Annotated in this window: 19 protein-coding genes; 9 read left to right on the top strand and 10 right to left on the bottom strand. The window is 49.2% G+C overall.

What is annotated here, in order from left to right; translation table 11 throughout:
* Positions 1 to 117 precede the first annotated feature (117 nt).
* From ACWAU0_RS00775 to ACWAU0_RS00785, 3 genes are all read left to right on the top strand, one after another.
* Positions 118 to 747 carry a DUF47 domain-containing protein gene (locus tag ACWAU0_RS00775; protein ID WP_458138057.1) on the top strand — a complete coding sequence of 210 codons (630 nt, stop codon included), beginning with the start codon at positions 118 to 120 and terminating at the stop codon, positions 745 to 747.
* A gap of 10 nt (positions 748 to 757) precedes the next feature.
* Positions 758 to 1,870, top strand: coding sequence for an inorganic phosphate transporter (locus ACWAU0_RS00780; RefSeq protein ID WP_033157921.1), 1,113 nt, complete (start codon positions 758 to 760; stop codon positions 1,868 to 1,870).
* A 169-nt stretch (positions 1,871 to 2,039) separates the two neighbouring features.
* Positions 2,040 to 2,168, top strand: coding sequence for a hypothetical protein (locus tag ACWAU0_RS00785; protein WP_306790002.1), 129 nt, complete (start codon positions 2,040 to 2,042; stop codon positions 2,166 to 2,168).
* Between the two features lie 167 nt (positions 2,169 to 2,335).
* On the opposite strand, the gene ACWAU0_RS00790 is transcribed toward ACWAU0_RS00785, so the two are convergent.
* The 9 genes from ACWAU0_RS00790 to ACWAU0_RS00830 all read right to left on the bottom strand — a co-directional run bounded on the left by ACWAU0_RS00790 (position 2,336) and on the right by ACWAU0_RS00830 (position 10,908).
* Positions 2,336 to 2,893: a DUF2799 domain-containing protein gene (locus ACWAU0_RS00790; protein WP_165385930.1), complete on the bottom strand. Its 558-nt coding sequence runs from the start codon at positions 2,891 to 2,893 to the stop codon at positions 2,336 to 2,338.
* A 647-nt stretch (positions 2,894 to 3,540) separates the two neighbouring features.
* Positions 3,541 to 3,729, bottom strand: a complete 189-nt coding sequence (locus ACWAU0_RS00795) for a hypothetical protein (RefSeq protein WP_033157922.1) — start codon at positions 3,727 to 3,729, stop codon at positions 3,541 to 3,543.
* A gap of 182 nt (positions 3,730 to 3,911) precedes the next feature.
* Positions 3,912 to 5,501 (bottom strand): HsdM family class I SAM-dependent methyltransferase, encoded by a 1,590-nt coding sequence (locus tag ACWAU0_RS00800; RefSeq protein WP_458138058.1) that lies wholly within the window; start codon positions 5,499 to 5,501, stop codon positions 3,912 to 3,914.
* 22 nt (positions 5,502 to 5,523) lie between these two features.
* Complete coding sequence (locus ACWAU0_RS00805; protein WP_458138059.1) at positions 5,524 to 5,841, bottom strand: type I restriction-modification system subunit M N-terminal domain-containing protein; 318 nt, start codon at positions 5,839 to 5,841, stop codon at positions 5,524 to 5,526.
* 8 nt (positions 5,842 to 5,849) lie between these two features.
* Complete coding sequence (locus ACWAU0_RS00810; protein ID WP_319962893.1) at positions 5,850 to 6,236, bottom strand: type II toxin-antitoxin system VapC family toxin; 387 nt, start codon at positions 6,234 to 6,236, stop codon at positions 5,850 to 5,852.
* The gene (locus ACWAU0_RS00815) at positions 6,237 to 6,467 is read right to left on the bottom strand and encodes a hypothetical protein (protein ID WP_033157925.1); all 231 of its coding nucleotides are present in this window, start codon (positions 6,465 to 6,467) and stop codon (positions 6,237 to 6,239) included.
* A 24-nt stretch (positions 6,468 to 6,491) separates the two neighbouring features.
* Positions 6,492 to 7,349, bottom strand: a complete 858-nt coding sequence (gene dinD / locus ACWAU0_RS00820; RefSeq protein ID WP_319962892.1) for a DNA damage-inducible protein D — start codon at positions 7,347 to 7,349, stop codon at positions 6,492 to 6,494.
* On the bottom strand, positions 7,346 to 8,491 hold the full coding sequence (locus ACWAU0_RS00825; protein ID WP_458138060.1) for a restriction endonuclease subunit S: 1,146 nt from the start codon (positions 8,489 to 8,491) through the stop codon (positions 7,346 to 7,348). The genes dinD and ACWAU0_RS00825 overlap by 4 nt, the downstream gene beginning before the upstream one ends.
* Entirely contained in the window at positions 8,488 to 10,908 is a 2,421-nt protein-coding gene (locus ACWAU0_RS00830; protein ID WP_458138061.1) for a DEAD/DEAH box helicase family protein, read from the bottom strand. The genes ACWAU0_RS00825 and ACWAU0_RS00830 overlap by 4 nt, the downstream gene beginning before the upstream one ends.
* A 464-nt stretch (positions 10,909 to 11,372) precedes the next feature.
* On the opposite strand from ACWAU0_RS00830, the gene ACWAU0_RS00835 reads away from it, so the two are divergent.
* Positions 11,373 to 12,569 carry a tyrosine-type recombinase/integrase gene (locus tag ACWAU0_RS00835; RefSeq protein WP_278211093.1) on the top strand — a complete coding sequence of 399 codons (1,197 nt, stop codon included), beginning with the start codon at positions 11,373 to 11,375 and terminating at the stop codon, positions 12,567 to 12,569.
* Between the two features lie 50 nt (positions 12,570 to 12,619).
* On the opposite strand, the gene ACWAU0_RS00840 is transcribed toward ACWAU0_RS00835, so the two are convergent.
* Complete coding sequence (locus ACWAU0_RS00840) at positions 12,620 to 14,026, bottom strand: Fic family protein (protein ID WP_278211092.1); 1,407 nt, start codon at positions 14,024 to 14,026, stop codon at positions 12,620 to 12,622.
* Between the two features lie 267 nt (positions 14,027 to 14,293).
* On the opposite strand from ACWAU0_RS00840, the gene ACWAU0_RS00845 reads away from it, so the two are divergent.
* The 5 genes from ACWAU0_RS00845 to ACWAU0_RS00865 all read left to right on the top strand — a co-directional run bounded on the left by ACWAU0_RS00845 (position 14,294) and on the right by ACWAU0_RS00865 (position 18,300).
* The gene (locus ACWAU0_RS00845; RefSeq protein WP_278211091.1) at positions 14,294 to 14,941 is read left to right on the top strand and encodes a transglycosylase SLT domain-containing protein; all 648 of its coding nucleotides are present in this window, start codon (positions 14,294 to 14,296) and stop codon (positions 14,939 to 14,941) included.
* Positions 14,942 to 14,952: 11 nt separating this feature from the next.
* Positions 14,953 to 15,261 (top strand): flagellar transcriptional regulator FlhD, encoded by a 309-nt coding sequence (locus ACWAU0_RS00850; RefSeq protein ID WP_278211090.1) that lies wholly within the window; start codon positions 14,953 to 14,955, stop codon positions 15,259 to 15,261.
* A complete protein-coding gene (locus tag ACWAU0_RS00855; RefSeq protein WP_278211089.1) occupies positions 15,258 to 15,812 on the top strand; it encodes a FlhC family transcriptional regulator in 555 nt (184 codons plus the stop codon). Before ACWAU0_RS00850 ends, ACWAU0_RS00855 begins: the two co-directional genes overlap by 4 nt.
* An 81-nt stretch (positions 15,813 to 15,893) precedes the next feature.
* Positions 15,894 to 16,466, top strand: a complete 573-nt coding sequence (locus ACWAU0_RS00860; RefSeq protein ID WP_458139185.1) for an IS110 family RNA-guided transposase — start codon at positions 15,894 to 15,896, stop codon at positions 16,464 to 16,466.
* 361 nt (positions 16,467 to 16,827) lie between these two features.
* Positions 16,828 to 18,300: an IS1182 family transposase gene (locus tag ACWAU0_RS00865; protein WP_278211086.1), complete on the top strand. Its 1,473-nt coding sequence runs from the start codon at positions 16,828 to 16,830 to the stop codon at positions 18,298 to 18,300.
* The last annotated feature ends 84 nt before the right edge of the window (positions 18,301 to 18,384 follow it).

Consider the following 18,384-nt stretch of genomic DNA (forward strand, 5'->3'; position numbering starts at 1 on the left):
AGTTTAGCGCCGGATGACATCCGCTACGCATGCGGCCGGCAAATTGCCGACAGTTTCTGCACATGCCGCCACGCTGTTATACAATATGCAACAAAACCGTCACAATTAAGGTACACCATGTTCTCTCTACAAACCATCTTTGGCAAAGGCGATAAATTTTATGGATTGCTTGAAGCTAGTGCGGAATCGGCACACGCCTCGGCCAAAGCCTTGATAGAACTACTAAGCACACCCACCACCCAACAGTCATTAGAAAAATTTAAACAGGCGCGGCGCCGGGAAAAGAATTTATTCGGCCAAATCAGCGAGGAATTAGTCAATACCTTCGTGACCGTCCTGGACCGCGAGGATATCGAAGCCTTAAACGGCGCGCTGTATAAGATTCCGAAAGTCGTCGAAAAATTTGCCGAGCGTTATACGCTGGCGTCGCAGCGAATCGGCGATGTCGATTTCAACAGCCGCGCTGTCATGCTGGAACAAGCCTGCCAAGTTTTGGAACAAATGGTTGGTCAACTGCGCAAAGGCATGGATTTGGACGAAGTCAAAAGACTCAACGATCAACTGCAGACGATTGAAGCGGAAGCCGACGAACAGATACTTGAGCTGTATCGCGACGTCTACGCCAACGAAACCGATCCGATCCGTTATCTGGTAAAAACCAATTTGTTCGAAATCCTGGAAAAAGCCATTGACCGCTGTCGCGATGCCGGCAACGTGGTTTACCACATCGTATTAAAAAATTCTTAGTGGCCCCGTCATGCTGACATTGCTTTTGCTGGTCATTCTGGCGGCACTGATATTCGAGTTCGTCAACGGTTTCCACGACACGGCCAACTCGATTGCCACGGTAGTCGCTACCAAAGTATTAACCCCCACCCAGGCGGTGATCCTGGCTGCCGTGACCAATCTGGTCGGCGCCTTATCCGGTACCGCGGTAGCCAAAACCATTTCCTCAGGGCTGGTCGATACCGGCATGGTGACGATTACCTCCGAAGTGTTGATTTGCGCACTGACCGGGGCGATTATCTGGAATTTGATCACCTGGGCCTTAGGCTTGCCCTCTTCTTCCAGCCACGCCTTGATCGGCGGCTTATGCGGCGCGGCCCTGGCGGCGGGGCACAATAATCCCGATGTGTTGATTTGGTCGAAAACCGCATTGGTGTGGACCGAAAACAAAGGCCTACTCTGGAAAGTGGTGATTCCGATGATCAGCTCGCCAATTGCCGGCTTTACCTTGGGCATTTTGATCATGGGTTTGTTGATGGCGATCATCAGCGGCATGAATTCCGCCGGCGGTGTCATGGCGCAAATCTCCCGGCCGAGATGGATCAATGCGCTGTTCGGAAAAGCACAATTGCTATCGGCCGGTTATATGGGCTTTGCCCACGGCAGTAACGATGCACAAAAAACCATGGGCATCATTGCACTGGCCATTTTTGCGGCCAATAACGCCGGCACGCTCGATCAGTTGCCCAGTTGGGCGGAGTTCCTACGTCCGGACGGCGGCGAAAAGGACATCGACACCTGGATCGTCTTCAGTTGCGCCTTGATCATGGCGCTCGGCACGTCGGTGGGCGGCTGGCGCATTATCAAAACCCTTGGCCACAAAATGGTCAAGCTGCACCCAATCAACGGCTTCGCGGCGGAAACCAGCTCCGCCACCATTCTATTGGCCGCCGCACATTTCGGCATGCCGGTTTCCACTACGCATAGTATCTCCACTGCGATCATGGGTGTCGGTTTTGCCAAAAATCCCTATACCCTGAAACTTTCCGTAATCGAACGAATTGTTTGGGCTTGGGTTCTGACGATTCCCGCCGCCGGCGGCATAGCCTGGGGCATGGTGAGTTTATTGCCGCTGTTGCAGTAAGCCGCTAATTTGACCATCAGGTTAATCATTGACTATGCAAATTCCCAGGGTAATCTGTCTGACGAGGGAAACTAATGTTGTAAAAACCTTATTCTTGTAGCCCGTCCAAAAAATCATTAGTCACCCCACTGAAGTAACAAGGCTTTTTCCTAAACGAAAGGTGGCTGAAATGATGAGAGAAATACTGGAAGTCGTAATGCTGTTGGGCTTGATGGGGGGCCTGTTTTTCGTGAAACACGAGTTTGAGAAAGACAAGCAGGAAAGACTAAGCAGCGGCAAACCCGAACCGAGAGAATGAGTTAAGTTAGGGCCAACTGGCAAATACGCTGCCAGGCAAGTTAAAGGCAGAGTTAATTCAAATTATCAATGCCTGTCTTGAGTTACAAATACCGCGTTTTGCTAACGAGTTATCTGTGCTTAATTCGGATACTTGCAACGAATCCTCCCGGAATCCAAAGTAGCCACTCAGCGATAAGACTGAGACTCATGGCGAAACTCGTTGAGTTGCCGTTCGTGGTAGTAAAGATCATCCCGAGCCCGATCTCGGTTACGCCGCAGTTGACTTATATCGTTACGAATTCTGGCCCGGTCTTTGTCGTTTAATTTGTTATCCCCCAAGCTGATTTCTTTGCTGGAAAGTTCGTTATCTATCCTATCCAGTTCGGCGCGTTCTCTATGTACAGCGTAAGCCGCTGCGTGGTAGCGGCTGAATACACCATCAATCGATGGCGGGCAAACATGGCGGTAATCATGGCCTTGCAACCCCACTTCAAAAGCGTTATCGATACGACAGTATTCTCTTATACCCTGTTCGCGGCCAGCAAAATACTGCGAATCATTAACCGCCACACCGTATTCGGAGCATGCCTTTCGGTGTTCGCTCAACCGCTCACTCGCCTCTCCAGAACGGCCGTCTTGAACCCCTAAACCAAACCAATCACCCCGCTTGCAGTCTTGTTGGCTAAGCGTTGCACAGCCGGTAAAAAACACAACACATAAATACCCCGTTAAGCGCTTCACCATGATTTTGTCTTCCCAATAAAGATTCGCCGCACCGCCAGAACAGCCGCAATGGCTTGAAGCCCCAGGTATCCTGAAACTGAACTGGAATCGCTGGAAATTATAGTCAACATTGAAAATTAGACGAACAGATGCCGGCCCACGGCAAAAATCGATTCAGGCCAAAAGCCAATGACTACTACCGGGAAAGTTGGGATGGCTAAGCCAGTCAAAACCATCAACTGAAAGCCCTAAATACCACGATTCAAGAACTGCAACACGCCATGGCCTCTACGAGATGTGCAGAAGCTGTCCAGCGTGCGATAAGAGATTACTTCCAACGGCGGTTGAATGTCCGACCATAAATAGATAAGCGCAATCGATAAAGCGTGATCATTACGACGCCGGATTCATCGCGATGGCAACCGAATCCAGGGTGCGTAAGATCTTCAAAAAAGACATGGTAACGTTTAAGTTGCAGCTCTGCCGTCATCGTATTTCTGAACCTATTGTGCTGTGAAGACGCAGCCACTATAGCCTTAAAAATAAAGGATTTTTTGATCTACAACAATCATTAGCGTAATCCTATACCTACGCGACAGCCACTCCAAAACCGGGCGCTTTACTTCTGGCGTGAGCATGGCCGATGACCGTAGAGCCTTGAGATCGTTCTAATGAGAAGCCCAGTGCTGCCGAATAGTGTCCGCATGTGCCATCAAATCATTAAACGCTTGAACACAATCTCGATGGTAAGGATGTCTTTTGTTATTCACCGGGTGGCTCAAGTCTTCCATCAATTCGTTAACCACTTGTTCAATCTCCAAAAGCTCCATCGGCTTCTTGTTGAAAAATTCGCTCATTTTCCTGACTCATATTTTTATTTATTTGAAGCTTTAGCTTACAAATACCTTATGACATCAATGTGACAAAAAGCGAGTTCAACAGCATTTACAAAAATTCCTAGCACTTGAGCAAAATGCACAAGTCCTTCGTTCGATGTTACAAACCCAGGTTATTACCATGCATTCGGAACGACACAGCGTTAGATCATGGCTGCTAAATTCGCCATAGCCCGCGCGACTATCTCACCTTGATGATTGATGTTGTCGATAATCTGCTGCACGGTACGGGTATCAATAACGGCTTTGGCGTGCGGATTCACAGCTTTCAGGTCGAAAACGGCGGCGTCGATGTCGCTGGCTTTGGCCTGGGCTTCGCGGATGGCTTTTTCCTTGGTTTTAATCGCATCTTCCGCAGCGGCGATTTTGTCCTTGCCGGCTTTGTCGCGTTTCAATGCCTTCAACATTTCCCGTAACGGCAAAAGTTCTTCGGTTAGCCGGTTGGCTTCGTCGATAAAGGGCTGTAGGTCTGCCCGGGCTTTGGCGCGGCGGGCGGCGAAATCGACCGTCCAGGAAAAATCGCTGTCGGCCTCCGGCGTGCCGTGTTTCGCCAGCAAACGGGCAAATGATGGAAACAGCTTGTCTTTATTTTCTTCCACCGCCAGCCAGTCGGCCGTCAGTGTGGACGGCAATTCGGCATCGCTCAATAGGCCGCCGTGTCGATCAAAACCGAAATGCGCCAACGTCATCGGCGACTTTTTACCGACTTTGACTTGCGACAAATCGTAATACCAAATGCGCTCGGTTTTGCTGCCTTTCCGGAAAAACAGCAGATTGGTTTTAACGCCCGCGCCGGCGGTGGAAAACACCCCACCCGGCAAACTAACGATGCACCACAAATCGCATTCATCCACCAATTTACGTTTGGTTTCCACGAAGGCGCTTTCGTTGGTGCGAAACAGCAAACCCTCGTCCAGCACGATACCGCAGCGCCCGCCCGGCTTACCGTCCAGCGGCGCTTTCAATTCGTCCAGAATATGCTGCACAAACAACACTTGCGTGGAGCCGGTTTCAAAATCGTAGTTTTTCTGCGCGTCCGAGCCTTCCTTGCCGCCAAACGGCGGATTGGTCAGGATCACATCAAAGGTTGCCGGCGCTTGCTCGAATAAACCGTCGTAGGTTTGCTTGCCGGTCAGCGTGTTGCCGTGCCAGAGATTGGGCTGGTCTATGCCGTGCAGAATCAGATTGGCTAAGGCGATGGGAAACACCAGATTTTCCTTTTCCCGACCGAAAAACGTATCGTGCTTCAGCGTTTCCAACACCGTCGAGGCCGGCGACTGCCCCAATTGATGGGCGATATGCTCATAAGCCACCGCCAAAAAGCCGCCGGTGCCGCAACAGGGGTCGTACACCGTTTCGCCCGGCTGCGGATCGAGCACATTCACCATCGCCCGAATCACTTCGCGCGGCGTGAAGAACTGGCCGCCGTCCGAGTTCTTTTCGCCCATTTTCAGCAGCAAGTCTTCATAGACCTGCGACAGGGTAAAGAAATGGGTGTCGTCGATATGATCGATGTGGATTTCATGCACCTTATCGAAAATATCGCACAGATTGGTTTCGCTATCCACGCGCACCTTTTCCACTGCCGTCATGATGCGGCCAATCACGCGCTGCTTCGGGCTGGCGCTGGCATTAGGCAGTTGAGTACGCGGATCGACATCCAGCCGATGCAGATGCGGCAGCAATTGGTTATTGATGAAATCGAACAAACTGCCTTCACCGGCTTCGAACAAGGCTTGCCGCTTCCAACCAAACCTAACCTTCCGGCGTTTTCGGCGCGTCCGGCTTATCGGAATACGGCGCGGCCCAATCCTGCCAGCGATACGGCGCACGCAAGGCCGGCGAATAGTCGTTGCCCAAGGCTTCGGCTTGTTCCAGGGCTTTTTGCTCCTGGGCATCGAGAATGCGCAAAAACAAAATCCAGGTCAGTTCCGGCACATATTGCAAAGCGCTGGCGCAATTGGAGCGGCGCATTACGTCGCAAATGGCTTTGACGAAAGACGACAGCGATTGCGTGGAGGCGATGGCTTTGGGGGATTTGGCGCGGCGTGCCGATTTAACTTTTTCAAGCATGTTTTTTCTCACCACAACGTCGCGACGGGATACTGGCTAATCAGACCATCGGCAGTCAAAATAACCAAATCATGCGCCATCGCTTGGCATATCAACATGCGATCAAAAGGATCGCGGTGCAAGGTTGGCAAGCGACTTAATTGGAAAACGGCCTTTTCATCCAGTGGCAGATAATCGATCAAATGGTCGCGGCATTGTTGGCGAACAAACGCTTCGGGTGCCAGAGGTAGTGGCAACTTTCCCAACTGATGCTTGACCAACACTTCCCAAATCGACACGCTACTTAACAACACCGTGTTATCAGGATCTTGAAACACGGTCTTGGCCTTTTCGCTCAATGCCGCGTCATCGCTGGCCAACCAGAGAAAAGCACAGGTATCCAATAAAACTTTCACTTAGCGCCCTTCAAATTCATCCAGCAAATCCGCTGGTAACGGTGCAAAAAAACTATCCGGCACTTTAAAACTGGCTTTAGCCAGGCCTATGGGACGTCGTTGTCCGGTAGCGGCAGGCTGCGATGCTTCTCGCTCCAAACCCAGGCGAAAGTAATGCACCAAATCGTAAATCTCGCCCAGCTTATCGCTGGGAATTTGTTTGATTTCTTCAATCAGCTGTTGTTGCAACATAATTTCTATCCTCATAGATTCAAATTACTCATTAGTATCGTCGGACTTGATCAGTTTCTTCCGCGCCGATTCAATTTGTTTAATACTTTTTCCCGGCGTAGGTAGTGATTCCGGCATTGTCCCGCCCAAATCCTTAATGGTCTGACGGACTTTTTTACCAACTTCCAAGTGCGTTTGGTTGGCCTGCCGTTTACCTTTGACTTGGTCGCGTTTCAGTTTTTCTTCGGTTTGGGTGGCGCGAAACAAGTTTGCGGCCAATTCGGTGCTACCCATGTGATCCAGAATTTTCTGGCTTTTTTTCAAACCTTTACGAGCGTGAATATCCTTGGCCGCCAACCCACCATACAAGCCGCGGTAGCCATGATCCTGAAAAATGGCGTAATCCAGCGATGTTTCCACCCCGGCATCCTTGGCCGCGGCGGCCAGATGTTTGTTATGTAAAGCCAGCTCATTACGAATGGCCAAACGTTTTTCATCTTCGGAAAGCCGGGCGAACTGTTCGTCATCCGCCAATTCCTGCCGCCGAGTCTGCATGGCAAAATAAGTTTGGCCATTGGCAATCACCGGCTTGCTGGGGTCGCCGTTTTGCACCACCAGATAGCAGGCATAGCGTGATAAGCGTACATCCGCTACTTCCCGTTTTGCGCCAGAGCCGATTTCGACCATTGTGAGGACATCCTCAATATGGTCGGCAACGTCTTGCCCGCTATTCCTACAAGCTTCCTTGGCGCGTTCTAAAACCGGCAAGAAATGACGATATTGTGAATATTCCAACACAACAGCCAGTTGACGAGCATGCCAATACTCATTACCGTCGTCATCCAAGTGACGAATGCTCTCGAAGGTTGCGTGGTGCTGTTCGGCGATATGTTTGGTGGTCACGACGATCTCCTTTCGTGATTAAAATCGAAGGCCTTAGCCAGCAACCGTTCCGGGATTTTATTCAAGTCGTCGAGCTGTTGTTTAATGGCCGCCTTGACCGGTTGCAATTGTTTCAGCGCAGCGGATATTCGGACTTGCTCGGAATACGGTGGCAGTTGAATGAAGCCTTCTGCAAGGCGATTAAACAACATCCGTTCGCGTACTGCACCGCGCGCCAGCGAATTGATGCACTGCACACCGTAAGGCGAACGTAGCCAGTAATAAAACCAGCGGGAGTCGACTATTCCCGGCTTGCCCTGCAACGCCACGTAATCCGGGCTGGTGATACCGGGCTGATCGTCGTCATCGACAAAGGCAATCGAGCCGATCAGGATACGCATTGGATTGTAAAACACGGTGCCGGAGAAAACCGGTTTATAGCGTTGCGGTTGTTTGCCCGGCGGCTCCTTGGCCGGTGCCAAGCCGTCACGGGTTGCACCCAATACCGGGTAATCGGCCCAACGTTGACCAATGCCTTTTTTCACTTCATCCAGAACATCACCTAACGGGCATTCGCTAACCTTGGAATGCTCGATGCTTTGGTGAATATAGGCATTGGCAAGTTTGACAATTTCTTGCTGTTGGATTTCTAAAGCCTGTCGCGCGGTTTCGACTTTGGCTAGTTGGGTTTTGAGATTTTTTATGACCTGATGCTGTTTCTCTATTTCGATAATAGGTACATCGAAGTTCTTTATTTGATCTGTGGTTAAATTTCGGAATATAGCGCCTGTTGCATGTTTATCAGTTTCAACCAGCTGAAATAGAAACCAAAAGTAGAGAAACTCAGTAATAATTTTTCGTTGGTCTAAATTTCTGAACCCCACAAACCCGTCATGGATGCAAGCATCAACATCTAAAATAGAAGGCAACCCCGGAGAACCGCTTACAACCATCGTCAAGTCTCCTTTTAGCATGGGTCTACTGAGCTTAGCACCTTCGTTGGTCAAAAAATCCACCTTTGGTACAACATACATCCCGTCGCGAGTAACGTCTTCAACCATCAATCTTGGTACATTTCCTCCGTAATATCGCTTGTCACCTTGGGGCCTCGGACTGCTACCTCTCACCAACTCGCAAAGAGTATCAACTTTCTGAAAATTCATACCCCAAACAACCTTCCCTTAGCCTGCAAAATCACCTCCGCCGACTTACCCAATTTTTTCAACGCCACCAAACCACCCGCCTGCTGAATATCCGGCACGTCCCACAGCGTCGGCGTTTCCAAAGCTTCGGTGCCACCCAACGCGAATTGCTGACCCAAGCCGCGCAACACCATGGCGCTGTCGCTTGGCATGGCGTCGAACCAGGCTTGATTGCTGTCGATATACGCCTGACCGCGTTGCGGTTGCTTCAAGGCTTGGGCGCGGTAGCCGTGGTGGGCGAAGATGTCGTAATAATCAAAATCCTGCATGTCTTCCAGTTCGCGCAGTACTTCCGGCGAGTAATGGTCCCCCAGCAGATGGTCGATCAATTGCCGACGTTTTTTGGCTTCTATCCACAATTGGCGAAACTGATTGAGATCGTGTGCCTCGCTGACCACACGTTGCAGGATTTCCCGACGATATTCGTCGCTGGGGATTTGCACGTCGCGGCCGTCGCGGCGGGTCAGAATGTAACGGCCTTGCGGGGTGACGCTAACGTATTGGCCTTTGATCTCTGCAACCGAGGACTGATGGCCTTGTCCGCCATCGCCCTCATCACCGCCGTCGTCATCCTCGTCATCTTCATCGCCGCCCGGCTTTTGCTTTTTGCCCGAGCTGTTCGCGGTGATGAAATCGGTGCCGAATAAGTCGGTGACGCCGGTGTAGTCGTAAAGCCAAAATTTGTATTTTTGGGTGTCTTCGTCGATGCGGGTGCCGCGTCCGACCATTTGGTAAAACAAGATGCTGGATTCCAGGTAGCGGAAGAACACCACGGCATTGAGGCGTTCGATATCGACGCCGGTTGCCAGCAGATCGACCGTGCAGGCGATGAAAGCCCGTTCGCCGGAGCCGCGCATGGGCTGGATCAGGTCGCGGCCGCCTTTGTTGGTGCATTTAAAGGCGTACAGGTCTTTCGGGGTTTTGCCGTGCTGTTTGCACCATTGGCTGTACAGGTTGTTCATCTGTTGCACGACGCGATCAGCATGAATGTCGCGGGTGCAGAAAATAATCACTTTTTGCTCGGGGCCGCCGTGGCGGCAGAGTTGCTCGAACAAGTCTGCGCACATGGTGGGGGTGCGCAGTTCGATAAAGATTTCGTCGTCAAAGTCTTTGGCGGTGTAGAGGTCTTTTTTTAAATCCGTCTCGCAAATGGCTTTGCCGGTGTGAAGGTCGGTGGGTTTGAGGTCGAGTATTTGTTGCTTGGTATAGCTGATGTTGTCGATACTGGCCTGGCGTTTGACGATTTCGCAGGCGGCGAGGTAGCCGTCTTCTTGCGCTTGGATCAGGGTGTATTCGTAGACCGGTTCGCCGAAGTATTTGAGATTGTTGGCGGTGATGGCCGCATCGTCGGCGGTTTGCTGTTTGGATTCGCGCAACTGGCGCGGCGTGGCGGTCAAGCCGATTTGCACCGCATTAGGATTACGCAGCAAGACTTCCGACCAACGGCCCCAGGCGGAGCGATGGCATTCGTCAATGATGATGACGCTGAAGGCATCGGGCGGATAGTGATCGGTTAAAAAACTGCTGGCGCCGGATTCTTCATCATCCAAACCCAAGGTTTGATAGGTGGCGATATGCACGCGGGCGTTTTTGGCGGCGTTTTGACCGTTGGCGGTTTGGACGATGCGGGCGCTATCGCCAAAGGCCGCTTTCAGTTTGTTATAGCCTTGGGTGCGCAGTTCGTCGCGGTCGCACAAAAATAATGCGGGTTTGGTCAGGCGTTGGGCTTGTTGCAGGCGCCACAGCAAGTTGGCGGCAATCACCGTTTTACCAGCGCCGGTGGCCAGTGCCAGCAAAACACGACACGGCTTTTGTGCCCGTTCGCAATGCAGGATCTTCTCGAACACGGCGCGAATCGCGGCATCCTGGTAATAGCGGCTCTTGGGATAGGCTTTGCTGTCGGCGGTGAATAACAGCGCCGCTTCCGGTTTATGCAGGTCGATGCCGGTGTCGTTGAGGTAGCGCTGGGTTAGCGCAGTGTGCGTTGGAAAGTGTTCTTTGAACGCATGCGGCCCGGTTTGTAGGCCGGTAGTTTTATCAAACTCACCATAACGATGGCCGTTGGTGGCAAATACGTATTGCACATGAAAGCGACTGCATTCCGCGTAGGCCTTGGCTTGCTGCATGCCTTGCAGCGGGTCGGCCTCTTCCTTTTTGGCTTCCAGCACACCGACGGGTAGCGGTTTGGTGGCATCGGGCGTTTGTACGCAAAGTAGATAATCAGTGCGACCGCCGCCGGGACGTCTGCGGCCTTTGTGGCCGATGGCTTCCACCGGTGCAGGTGTTTCCAATTTTAGCTTGCCGGCGTCGTCGTAGCCTTTATCGCGCAGAACGGGATCGATCAACCAATAACGGGTTTCAGCTTCGTTGTAGCTCATTTTTGGTGACTTTCCCTATCTTAGAATTAATTGGAAACGGCGTCCGATGGGTAATAGTCTATCAAACCCATTAAAAAATCCTTGCCCTGGATTTTATCAGTAGGTCGATTTCAAGTTGAATGGGTTGCTGATCTGATTCCAAACCGAATTTGGATATTCGAATCAGATAGACAGAACTGGATGAAGCTAGACGTCCCTCGGATCAGCGGAGGTCCGGAGCGGGCAAAAAAAAGCCCCACATTTACATGTGAGGCCTTAATTATTTGGCTCCCCCGGACGGGCTCGAACCGCCGACCTAGTGATTAACAGTCGCTAAAGACCATGTTTCCATGTATTTCTGCAGGTTGCAGAATATTCCTAAATGCCAGATTATATTGAACTTTATCACATCTTCCGTTCATGGTTGTTTCATTCTGTGACCTTATGTTGCGGAATTCAAGTGACCACAAAGTGACCACGAAATTATGTTTACTGACAAATCAATCAAAGGGCTCAAGGCAAAACCGTCGGCATATAGACTCTATGAAAAGGGGCCAGATAAAGGCTTTGGCGTCAAAGTGACGCCAGCTGGAAGCGTAACCTTTTTTATTCAATATGCAGGTCCAGATGGTAAACAAAAATTCGCAAGCCTAGGACGGTATCCATCGATTAGCCTATCTGAGGCAAGGGATAAGTGTCGTGAACTGAGACGGGAGATCGATCGCGGAATTGACCCACAATCCCGCATTGAGCTGAGACTTGGCAGCGTAGCCGATTTGTTTGATTATTACATCAAGCACATGGTTGATTCAGGAAAGCGAACTTTTGAAAAAGTCGAGGCAGATCTTAATTACAACTGTAAAGACATTTTGGACTTACAAGCCAAGGACGTAACGCCAGCCCATATAAGGAAAATACTTTACACTATTATTTCGCGAGGCTCTAATGTTCAGGCTAATCGGATTCGGTCTTACTTAAGAAGAGCATTTGAATTAGGAGTTTATCATGATAATGACCCCAAAAACCTATCAAATGAATTTACCTTTCAAATACAAACTAACCCAGTCGATGCAATTCCAAAAGATACCAGTGCAGAAGTTGCTGGAGAAAGGGCATTATCATTTGCCGAAATCAAAGTCCTTTGGAACGAAACATGCCTTCATGAGCAATTTCATCTAGCTACAAAACTACTACTCCTATATGGCTGCCGTTCTTGGGAACTCTGCGGCGCAATGAAACATGAGTTTGATTTTGAAGCCATGATTTGGAGCGCCCCGCCAGAACGCGTGAAAAACGAACGATGGTTGATATTGCCTATTACTCCGTTAGCTAAAAAATTACTTAATGAATTATGGCCATATTCTGGAAACTCTGACTATCTCTTTCCAAGCAGGTATAACGAAGAAAAACCGATACATAAAACATCTTTGGCGCACGCGATTACTCGAATAAGCAGCATCGATACTTTCACACCGAGAGATTTAAGGAGAACAGTAAAAACTCGTATGGGAGAAATTGGAATAGAAAAAAGCATCAGAGATAAGATACAAAATCATGCTCTAAATGATGTAAGCTCAAAACATTATGATAGATATGATTACTTACAGGAAAAACGAAGCGCCTTATTAAAATGGGAAAACTACTTAATCGAGTTGAATGCAGATAAAAACACCTTCTGTTGATTTTTATTAGATAAATAAAATTTGGACCTTAATTATTTTTTTGATTCAGTTCAATCACTGAATTTTATTCCTTTTTCCTGCCATACCGAAAACTCCAGAGGACGCAGACCGAAACGAATTGCATTTCCCGCATGCAAGGTTTTGAGTTCGTTTTGTATCAAAATAATGAATTTCTGCTTGTCTTCCTGAGACACAGAATCCGGAATGCCAGCCAAAATCGATGCTTCATCTGTCGCCAGTCCATCCCGGACAATAGCTCGTATTACTTCGGCCAGTTCGTTTCGATATCGTAATCGAACGATGTCCGGCGGCACGAGTTGCTGCTGGACGGCAACGTATTGCTGGCATGAGCGTTCGTAAACCCAGATATAAACGTCTCTCAACAATTCAATTCGATTCAGTTCATAGACGCCGAGGACCGCATCCACATAAGCCTGTTGCGGCACGTCGATAAAGGACAGTGGACAAAGATTGTGTTGAATTAGTGGGATATTGGCCGCCAACCGCGAAACCCGTTTGTTGACATCTTCGAAGGGCTGCAAGTAAGGCAAATGCACCATCAGGAAAAACGATTGTTCAAACGGATCTTTGATTTCCGCCGCCATCGTCATGACGATTCCGAACAACTCCTCAATCCGTTGCGGCATGGCAATCGGCAAATAAACGCTGCCGCCGATATCGACCGCCCGATTACGCAGGCGACCACAACTCATCGGGTCCGCCAACAAACCATCCGATAAAAAAGCATGTAAGGCAACAACGGTTTCGGCCGTAACGTCGGCATGCTCCGTATCGCGTACCAAATATTCGATGGCCGACTTGTGATTGAGGATCATCTGGGTTTCCATAACATCCTTCCCTTCAGCAGCCTGACCGAATTCAATCAAGCGTTCGGTATCCAGCCGACTGTAGGTATTGCCTTCCAAGCGGGAAGAAGCCCACGAAAGATCGATGAGCAAGCGATTCAGAATGTCTCGAGCAAAGGTGCCTGCCGGGGTTTGTTCGGCCGGCGACCGGCCCAAGGCATGTAATTGTTCGCGTAAACTGGCTGGTAAGTAATAGGTGTTGTTTGGATAGTACTGCCCCAGGAAATCAGGCCGATAGCTGACGGGAGAACGTTGAGTTCGTGGCTGACGAATAAAGGATTTGATCTCTTCGCCTTCTGGCGAAATGGGAATATATACTTCCTCTACGTCTTGCCGGCTTGAATCATCCACACAATCAACTGAGGCGATATTCCTGCCAGATCTTGCAATTTTATACTTCAGTGCTCGCCCATCACCTTCACAAACTATTCGCCGCTCGGCTACCAATGTGGCCAAACGACGTTGTAGGGTACGCCCCTTGATTTCAAAATCTAGCTGTTCCGCAATAGCTTTCGCACCAATACCTTCGCAATATTGAGCAATCAACTTCTCGATTCGATCCAACTCTTCTGATGGGACTATTTTTGGCATGATTTTATTTTTGGTGTCGCGATTAATTTTAATGCGCCATTTAATATGTCATTAAACCAAAAATCGCGCCACAAAAACATCTTAGTGACACATTTACACCTATTCCACCTTGTTGCCCGCTCCCTCACCACCTTCCTTCCGAGCGCAAGATCAAGCAAAGCCAAATTCAGAGAACCGGCTAAAAACCGCAAAAAAAGAGGTTTTTCGAGCATATAGAATTTTTGGCAACGTCGTAAACTCGCATCAAAATCATTACGGCTACTTGCGATGTTCATTAATACTTCAAAAAATCTTGAGCTTACGCTTCCATTTCAAAACACTGTTAAGCATCTTGGGATTGGCATGATCGGAAGCCTTTGCGTCATCAGCCAACCCATGGAATCAATGGCAGCTGAATCCATGCAAACGATCAGCAACGGCCAACAGACCCTAGTGTCAAAAACCAAATTACGGAACTCGCTGTGGGGGCAAGTTGCAAATAAGCACGAGCTTGATCCCTACATTTTATATGCCGTTGCTCTAGTCGAGTCGGCCAATAGTAATGGATATGCCAGCATAACGCCTTGGCCTTGGGCTATCAATAAATCGGGTAAGTCGATCGTTTCGACTTCAAAGCAAGAAGCACAACATATCCTTAATACCGCTATTGCTGAAGGGAATCGCCATATTGACGTTGGTATGATGCAAGTCAATCTTTATTGGCATGGTCACAACGTCGCAAAACCCGAGCAATTACTCAATCCTGTCACCAATCTTGAAATTGGTGCCAAGGTATTGGCTGAGGCTATACAGTCATCTCCAAATAATCTGGAATTGGGGATAGGTCGGTATCACAGCTGGCAAAATGCACATGCTGCAATTCAGTATGGACAGCGCGTCATTGCTCTGGCCAACCAAATCAGGACATTGATCTAAGGGCTAACGGGGTGGACGATAATCTGTACAACCTGAATCTGGATTATCTTATTGCGGCCAAAGAATTGATCTCAGCCGGCAATGAACACAAAGCCCTTTTTTCTCTGGGACTGACGCCCGAAGCCATTCCGTTAATCAGGGGGATGTCAATCAAGCAGTTCAAGCTGCTTGCCCGAAGCGATTACTTGAAATTTGCACCCCGCTTTAACCCAAACCAATGGGAAGAGTTTCTACAAATCGCCAATGCTGATGATGATTCAGCAGAAAGTCGTGCTAGCGAGTTATTAATGTTTCTACCCTGTCCCAGCGGCAAATCATGAGCCAGTTGAGTGCATATCAATCAGGATTGAAAGAACACAACCTGGCATACGAACTGTTAAAGCGAAAATTGCGAACGTCTATTGTCAGGCAGATCATCCAAATCCTGCGGCCTAAAGACCTTCGCTATATCTATTATTCCATCCATAAAGAGCGGCCAATTTCTGGCGTTATTCCCAGTATTGAAGCCATCGCACAAACACGGGAGTCATTCCTATACATGGCTGTGTTTGCTTCGATTTATCGCAGTGCCAGTCGCGTAGACATCAAAACCAATATGGATATAAACGCCATCGTGTTTGCCTGGGACTATTTCTGCAATATGTTTCCAGGCCATATTCGAGAACGTCGACCTTACGGCCGGATAAGACCTGCTAATTTTGATGAAGCTTGGGTGATTGCTCACGCCATAAAAAATGGCTCAGCCGACTTGCAGTTCTGCTCGGCCTGCCGCAGGAATTTCTTCATCATTTACTGCACCAATTACCCGCCGATTTGCCAAATTTGCACATTAAAAATTCTGAGTAGCAAAGGAACTCGACCGAATACATGAATATTTTTGCTAGGAATGGCATTGAGCATTCTTCTCAAAACCCTTCTCGGTGATTAACGGCTTGGTTCGACCCAGACTGTAATAGCGCAAGGTGTTAATCAAGTCAGGAAACAGTTGCCACTAATTTTGGAAGATGCCGAAAATAGTTTGCCCCCGTTAAGCCGCGAATTGTTTGCAGAAATGTATGAATGTCTCAGTAAGCTGGATAACGACATCCATGCGCAAGATAGACGAATAAACCGCTTATGTCAGCAAAACACCCTCAGTCGCCGATTCCTTGATGTCCCTGGCATCGGTCCGATAACCGCGACGATCATGGCATCCGATATCGGCGAAGGTAAGGGCTATGCGAAAAGCCGGGATTATGCCGCAAGCCTTGGCGTGGTGCCACGACAGCATAGTAGCGGCGATAAGCAGGTTTTGCTTGGAATCAGTAAGCGCGGCAATCGCTACCTTCGCACCTTGCTGATCCACGGAGCTAGGTCTGTGATCAAATGCTGCAGTGGCAAGACAGACCCACTCAGCCGATGGCTTCAGTCTTTGGTGGAACGACGCGGTTTTAACAAAGCCGCCGTAGCGTTGGCAAACAAAAATGCCCGTGTGCTATGGGCGATGGCTACCCAAGATAAAACATACCAAACAGTTACGGCTTAACCGATCGAAAACCAGAATAACTTTCATACCAAAAAATAGAGTTAAACCAGATTGCGGAGGCAAGAAAACCCATATTGATGGTGACAACAGGTCAGACCGGTGCTTTTAAAACCCGATTGACACAGTGGTTCATAGAAACCGACAGGCTGTTTTGGGAAAATGCGCGCGGATAGATTCATCAAGGCCCAGAGGTTTAGTAAATGCCCCTACCAAGAGGCCGAATATATGTTTGCAATCTCGATCTCTGTTGAAATCATCAATTAAGGTAAGCTTGGCTTGCAATTGGGGAGGAGTCCATATATGTGTCAAAACGCCAGCTTTGGTATAATTTGGCTCAGGGTTTACTGATTGGAGTCAGCCGATGAATCGATTTGTTAAAGGTGAATGTCGCACTCAAATTACCTTGCTACCTGAAAGTCTGGATGACTATGTGGTGGCAACCAATCCGGTTCGTGTCGTTGATGTCTTTGTGGATGAGTTGGATCTTAAGCCACTCGGTTTCGAAGGTGTTCAACCCGCTATTACTGGCAGACCCGCCTATCACCCTGCGGTTTTACTGAAGATTTATATCTACGGTTACCTTAATCGCATCCAATCCAGCCGTCGTTTGGAGAAAGAAACGCAGCGTAATATCGAGTTGATGTGGTTAACCGGACGCTTGATGCCGGATTTCAAAACCATCGCCACTTTCCGCAAAGAGAACGGTAAAGCCATCCGTAATGTCTGCCGCCAATTTGTCATGCTCTGTCAGCAGCTGGGTTTATTTTCAGAAGCCCTGGTGGCCATAGACGGCAGCAAGTTCAAAGCCGTTAATAACCGCGACCGCAACTTCACCAGCGCCAAATTACAACGGCGGATGGAAGAAATCGAATCCAGTATCAATCGATATTTGACTGAACTGGATAGCGCCGATCGGCAAGAACCCACCGTGGCAGAGGCGAAAACCGAGCGTTTGCAAGATAAAATTGCTGCCCTAAAAGCGCAGATGAAAGCCCTGAAAGACGTTGAAGTTCAGCTCAACCAAATACCCGACAAACAGATTTCCCTGACTGATCCCGATGCCCGTTCCATGAAAACGCGGGGTACGGGCATCGTGGGTTATAACGCTCAGACCGCTGTTGACACTAAGCATCATCTGATTGTGGCGCACGAGGTGATCAATGAGGGTGTGGACCGCAGCCAGCTTTCAAACATGGCGAAAAAAGCTCGCAGTGCGATGGGAGTTGACGATTTAACCGTCATTGCCGATCGCGGTTATTTCAAAAGCGAAGAAATCCTCGCCTGCCACGAAGCCGGCATTACCGCGATTGTGCCCAAGACCGTGACATCAATCGCCACAGCCGATGGCCGTTTTGGCAAAGCTGATTTCATTTTTGATGCCGAGAAAAACGAATACCGCTGCCCGGCTGGGGAGGCTTTGATTTGGCGCTTTTCCACTATTGAGAAAGGCTTGAAATTACATTGCTACTGGAGTTCGGCCTGTCAAAGCTGTGCGCTTAAGGAACAATGTACGCCGAGCCCACAACGGCGCGTCAGCCGCTGGGAGCACGAGGAGATTCTTGACGCCATGCAGACTCGTTTGGACCAAGCGCCTGACAGCATGCGCATTCGCCGACAAACCGTCGAACATCCTTTCGGCACGCTCAAAGCCTGGATGGGCGCCACTCATTTTTTGATGAAAACCTTGGCGCACGTTCGCACCGAAATGAGCCTGCATGTGCTGGCCTATAATTTGAAGCGAGTGATCAATATCATAGGTCTTAAAGCGCTGATTGAAGGTATAAAAGCCAAGATGGCATTGTGTCGTCCTAGTGAATTAGCCATAGCCGGTTAGTGGCTATTTGAAATCACTGTTTTGTATAGCCCATCTGTCAACAAGGCTTTCCAGGGTTCCATTTTGGAAATGGTAAGTTCTTGT

It is taken from the genome of Methylomonas sp. Uni0009 (assembly GCF_054188105.3).

Bases quoted from the DNA above. Each gene is read 5' to 3' on its own strand.
- ACWAU0_RS00775 (WP_458138057.1), top strand. From the start codon at position 118: ATGTTCTCTCTACAAACCATCTTTGGCAAAGGCGATAAATTTTATGGA.
- ACWAU0_RS00780 (WP_033157921.1), top strand. From the start codon at position 758: ATGCTGACATTGCTTTTGCTGGTCATTCTGGCGGCACTGATATTCGAG.
- ACWAU0_RS00785 (WP_306790002.1), top strand. From the start codon at position 2,040: ATGATGAGAGAAATACTGGAAGTCGTAATGCTGTTGGGCTTGATGGGG.
- ACWAU0_RS00790 (WP_165385930.1), bottom strand. From the start codon at position 2,893: ATGGTGAAGCGCTTAACGGGGTATTTATGTGTTGTGTTTTTTACCGGC.
- ACWAU0_RS00795 (WP_033157922.1), bottom strand. From the start codon at position 3,729: ATGAGCGAATTTTTCAACAAGAAGCCGATGGAGCTTTTGGAGATTGAA.
- ACWAU0_RS00805 (WP_458138059.1), bottom strand. From the start codon at position 5,841: ATGCTTGAAAAAGTTAAATCGGCACGCCGCGCCAAATCCCCCAAAGCC.
- ACWAU0_RS00815 (WP_033157925.1), bottom strand. From the start codon at position 6,467: ATGTTGCAACAACAGCTGATTGAAGAAATCAAACAAATTCCCAGCGAT.
- ACWAU0_RS00825 (WP_458138060.1), bottom strand. From the start codon at position 8,491: ATGAATTTTCAGAAAGTTGATACTCTTTGCGAGTTGGTGAGAGGTAGC.
- ACWAU0_RS00830 (WP_458138061.1), bottom strand. From the start codon at position 10,908: ATGAGCTACAACGAAGCTGAAACCCGTTATTGGTTGATCGATCCCGTT.
- ACWAU0_RS00835 (WP_278211093.1), top strand. From the start codon at position 11,373: ATGTTTACTGACAAATCAATCAAAGGGCTCAAGGCAAAACCGTCGGCA.
- ACWAU0_RS00840 (WP_278211092.1), bottom strand. From the start codon at position 14,026: ATGCCAAAAATAGTCCCATCAGAAGAGTTGGATCGAATCGAGAAGTTG.
- ACWAU0_RS00845 (WP_278211091.1), top strand. From the start codon at position 14,294: ATGTTCATTAATACTTCAAAAAATCTTGAGCTTACGCTTCCATTTCAA.
- ACWAU0_RS00855 (WP_278211089.1), top strand. From the start codon at position 15,258: ATGAGCCAGTTGAGTGCATATCAATCAGGATTGAAAGAACACAACCTG.
- ACWAU0_RS00865 (WP_278211086.1), top strand. From the start codon at position 16,828: ATGAATCGATTTGTTAAAGGTGAATGTCGCACTCAAATTACCTTGCTA.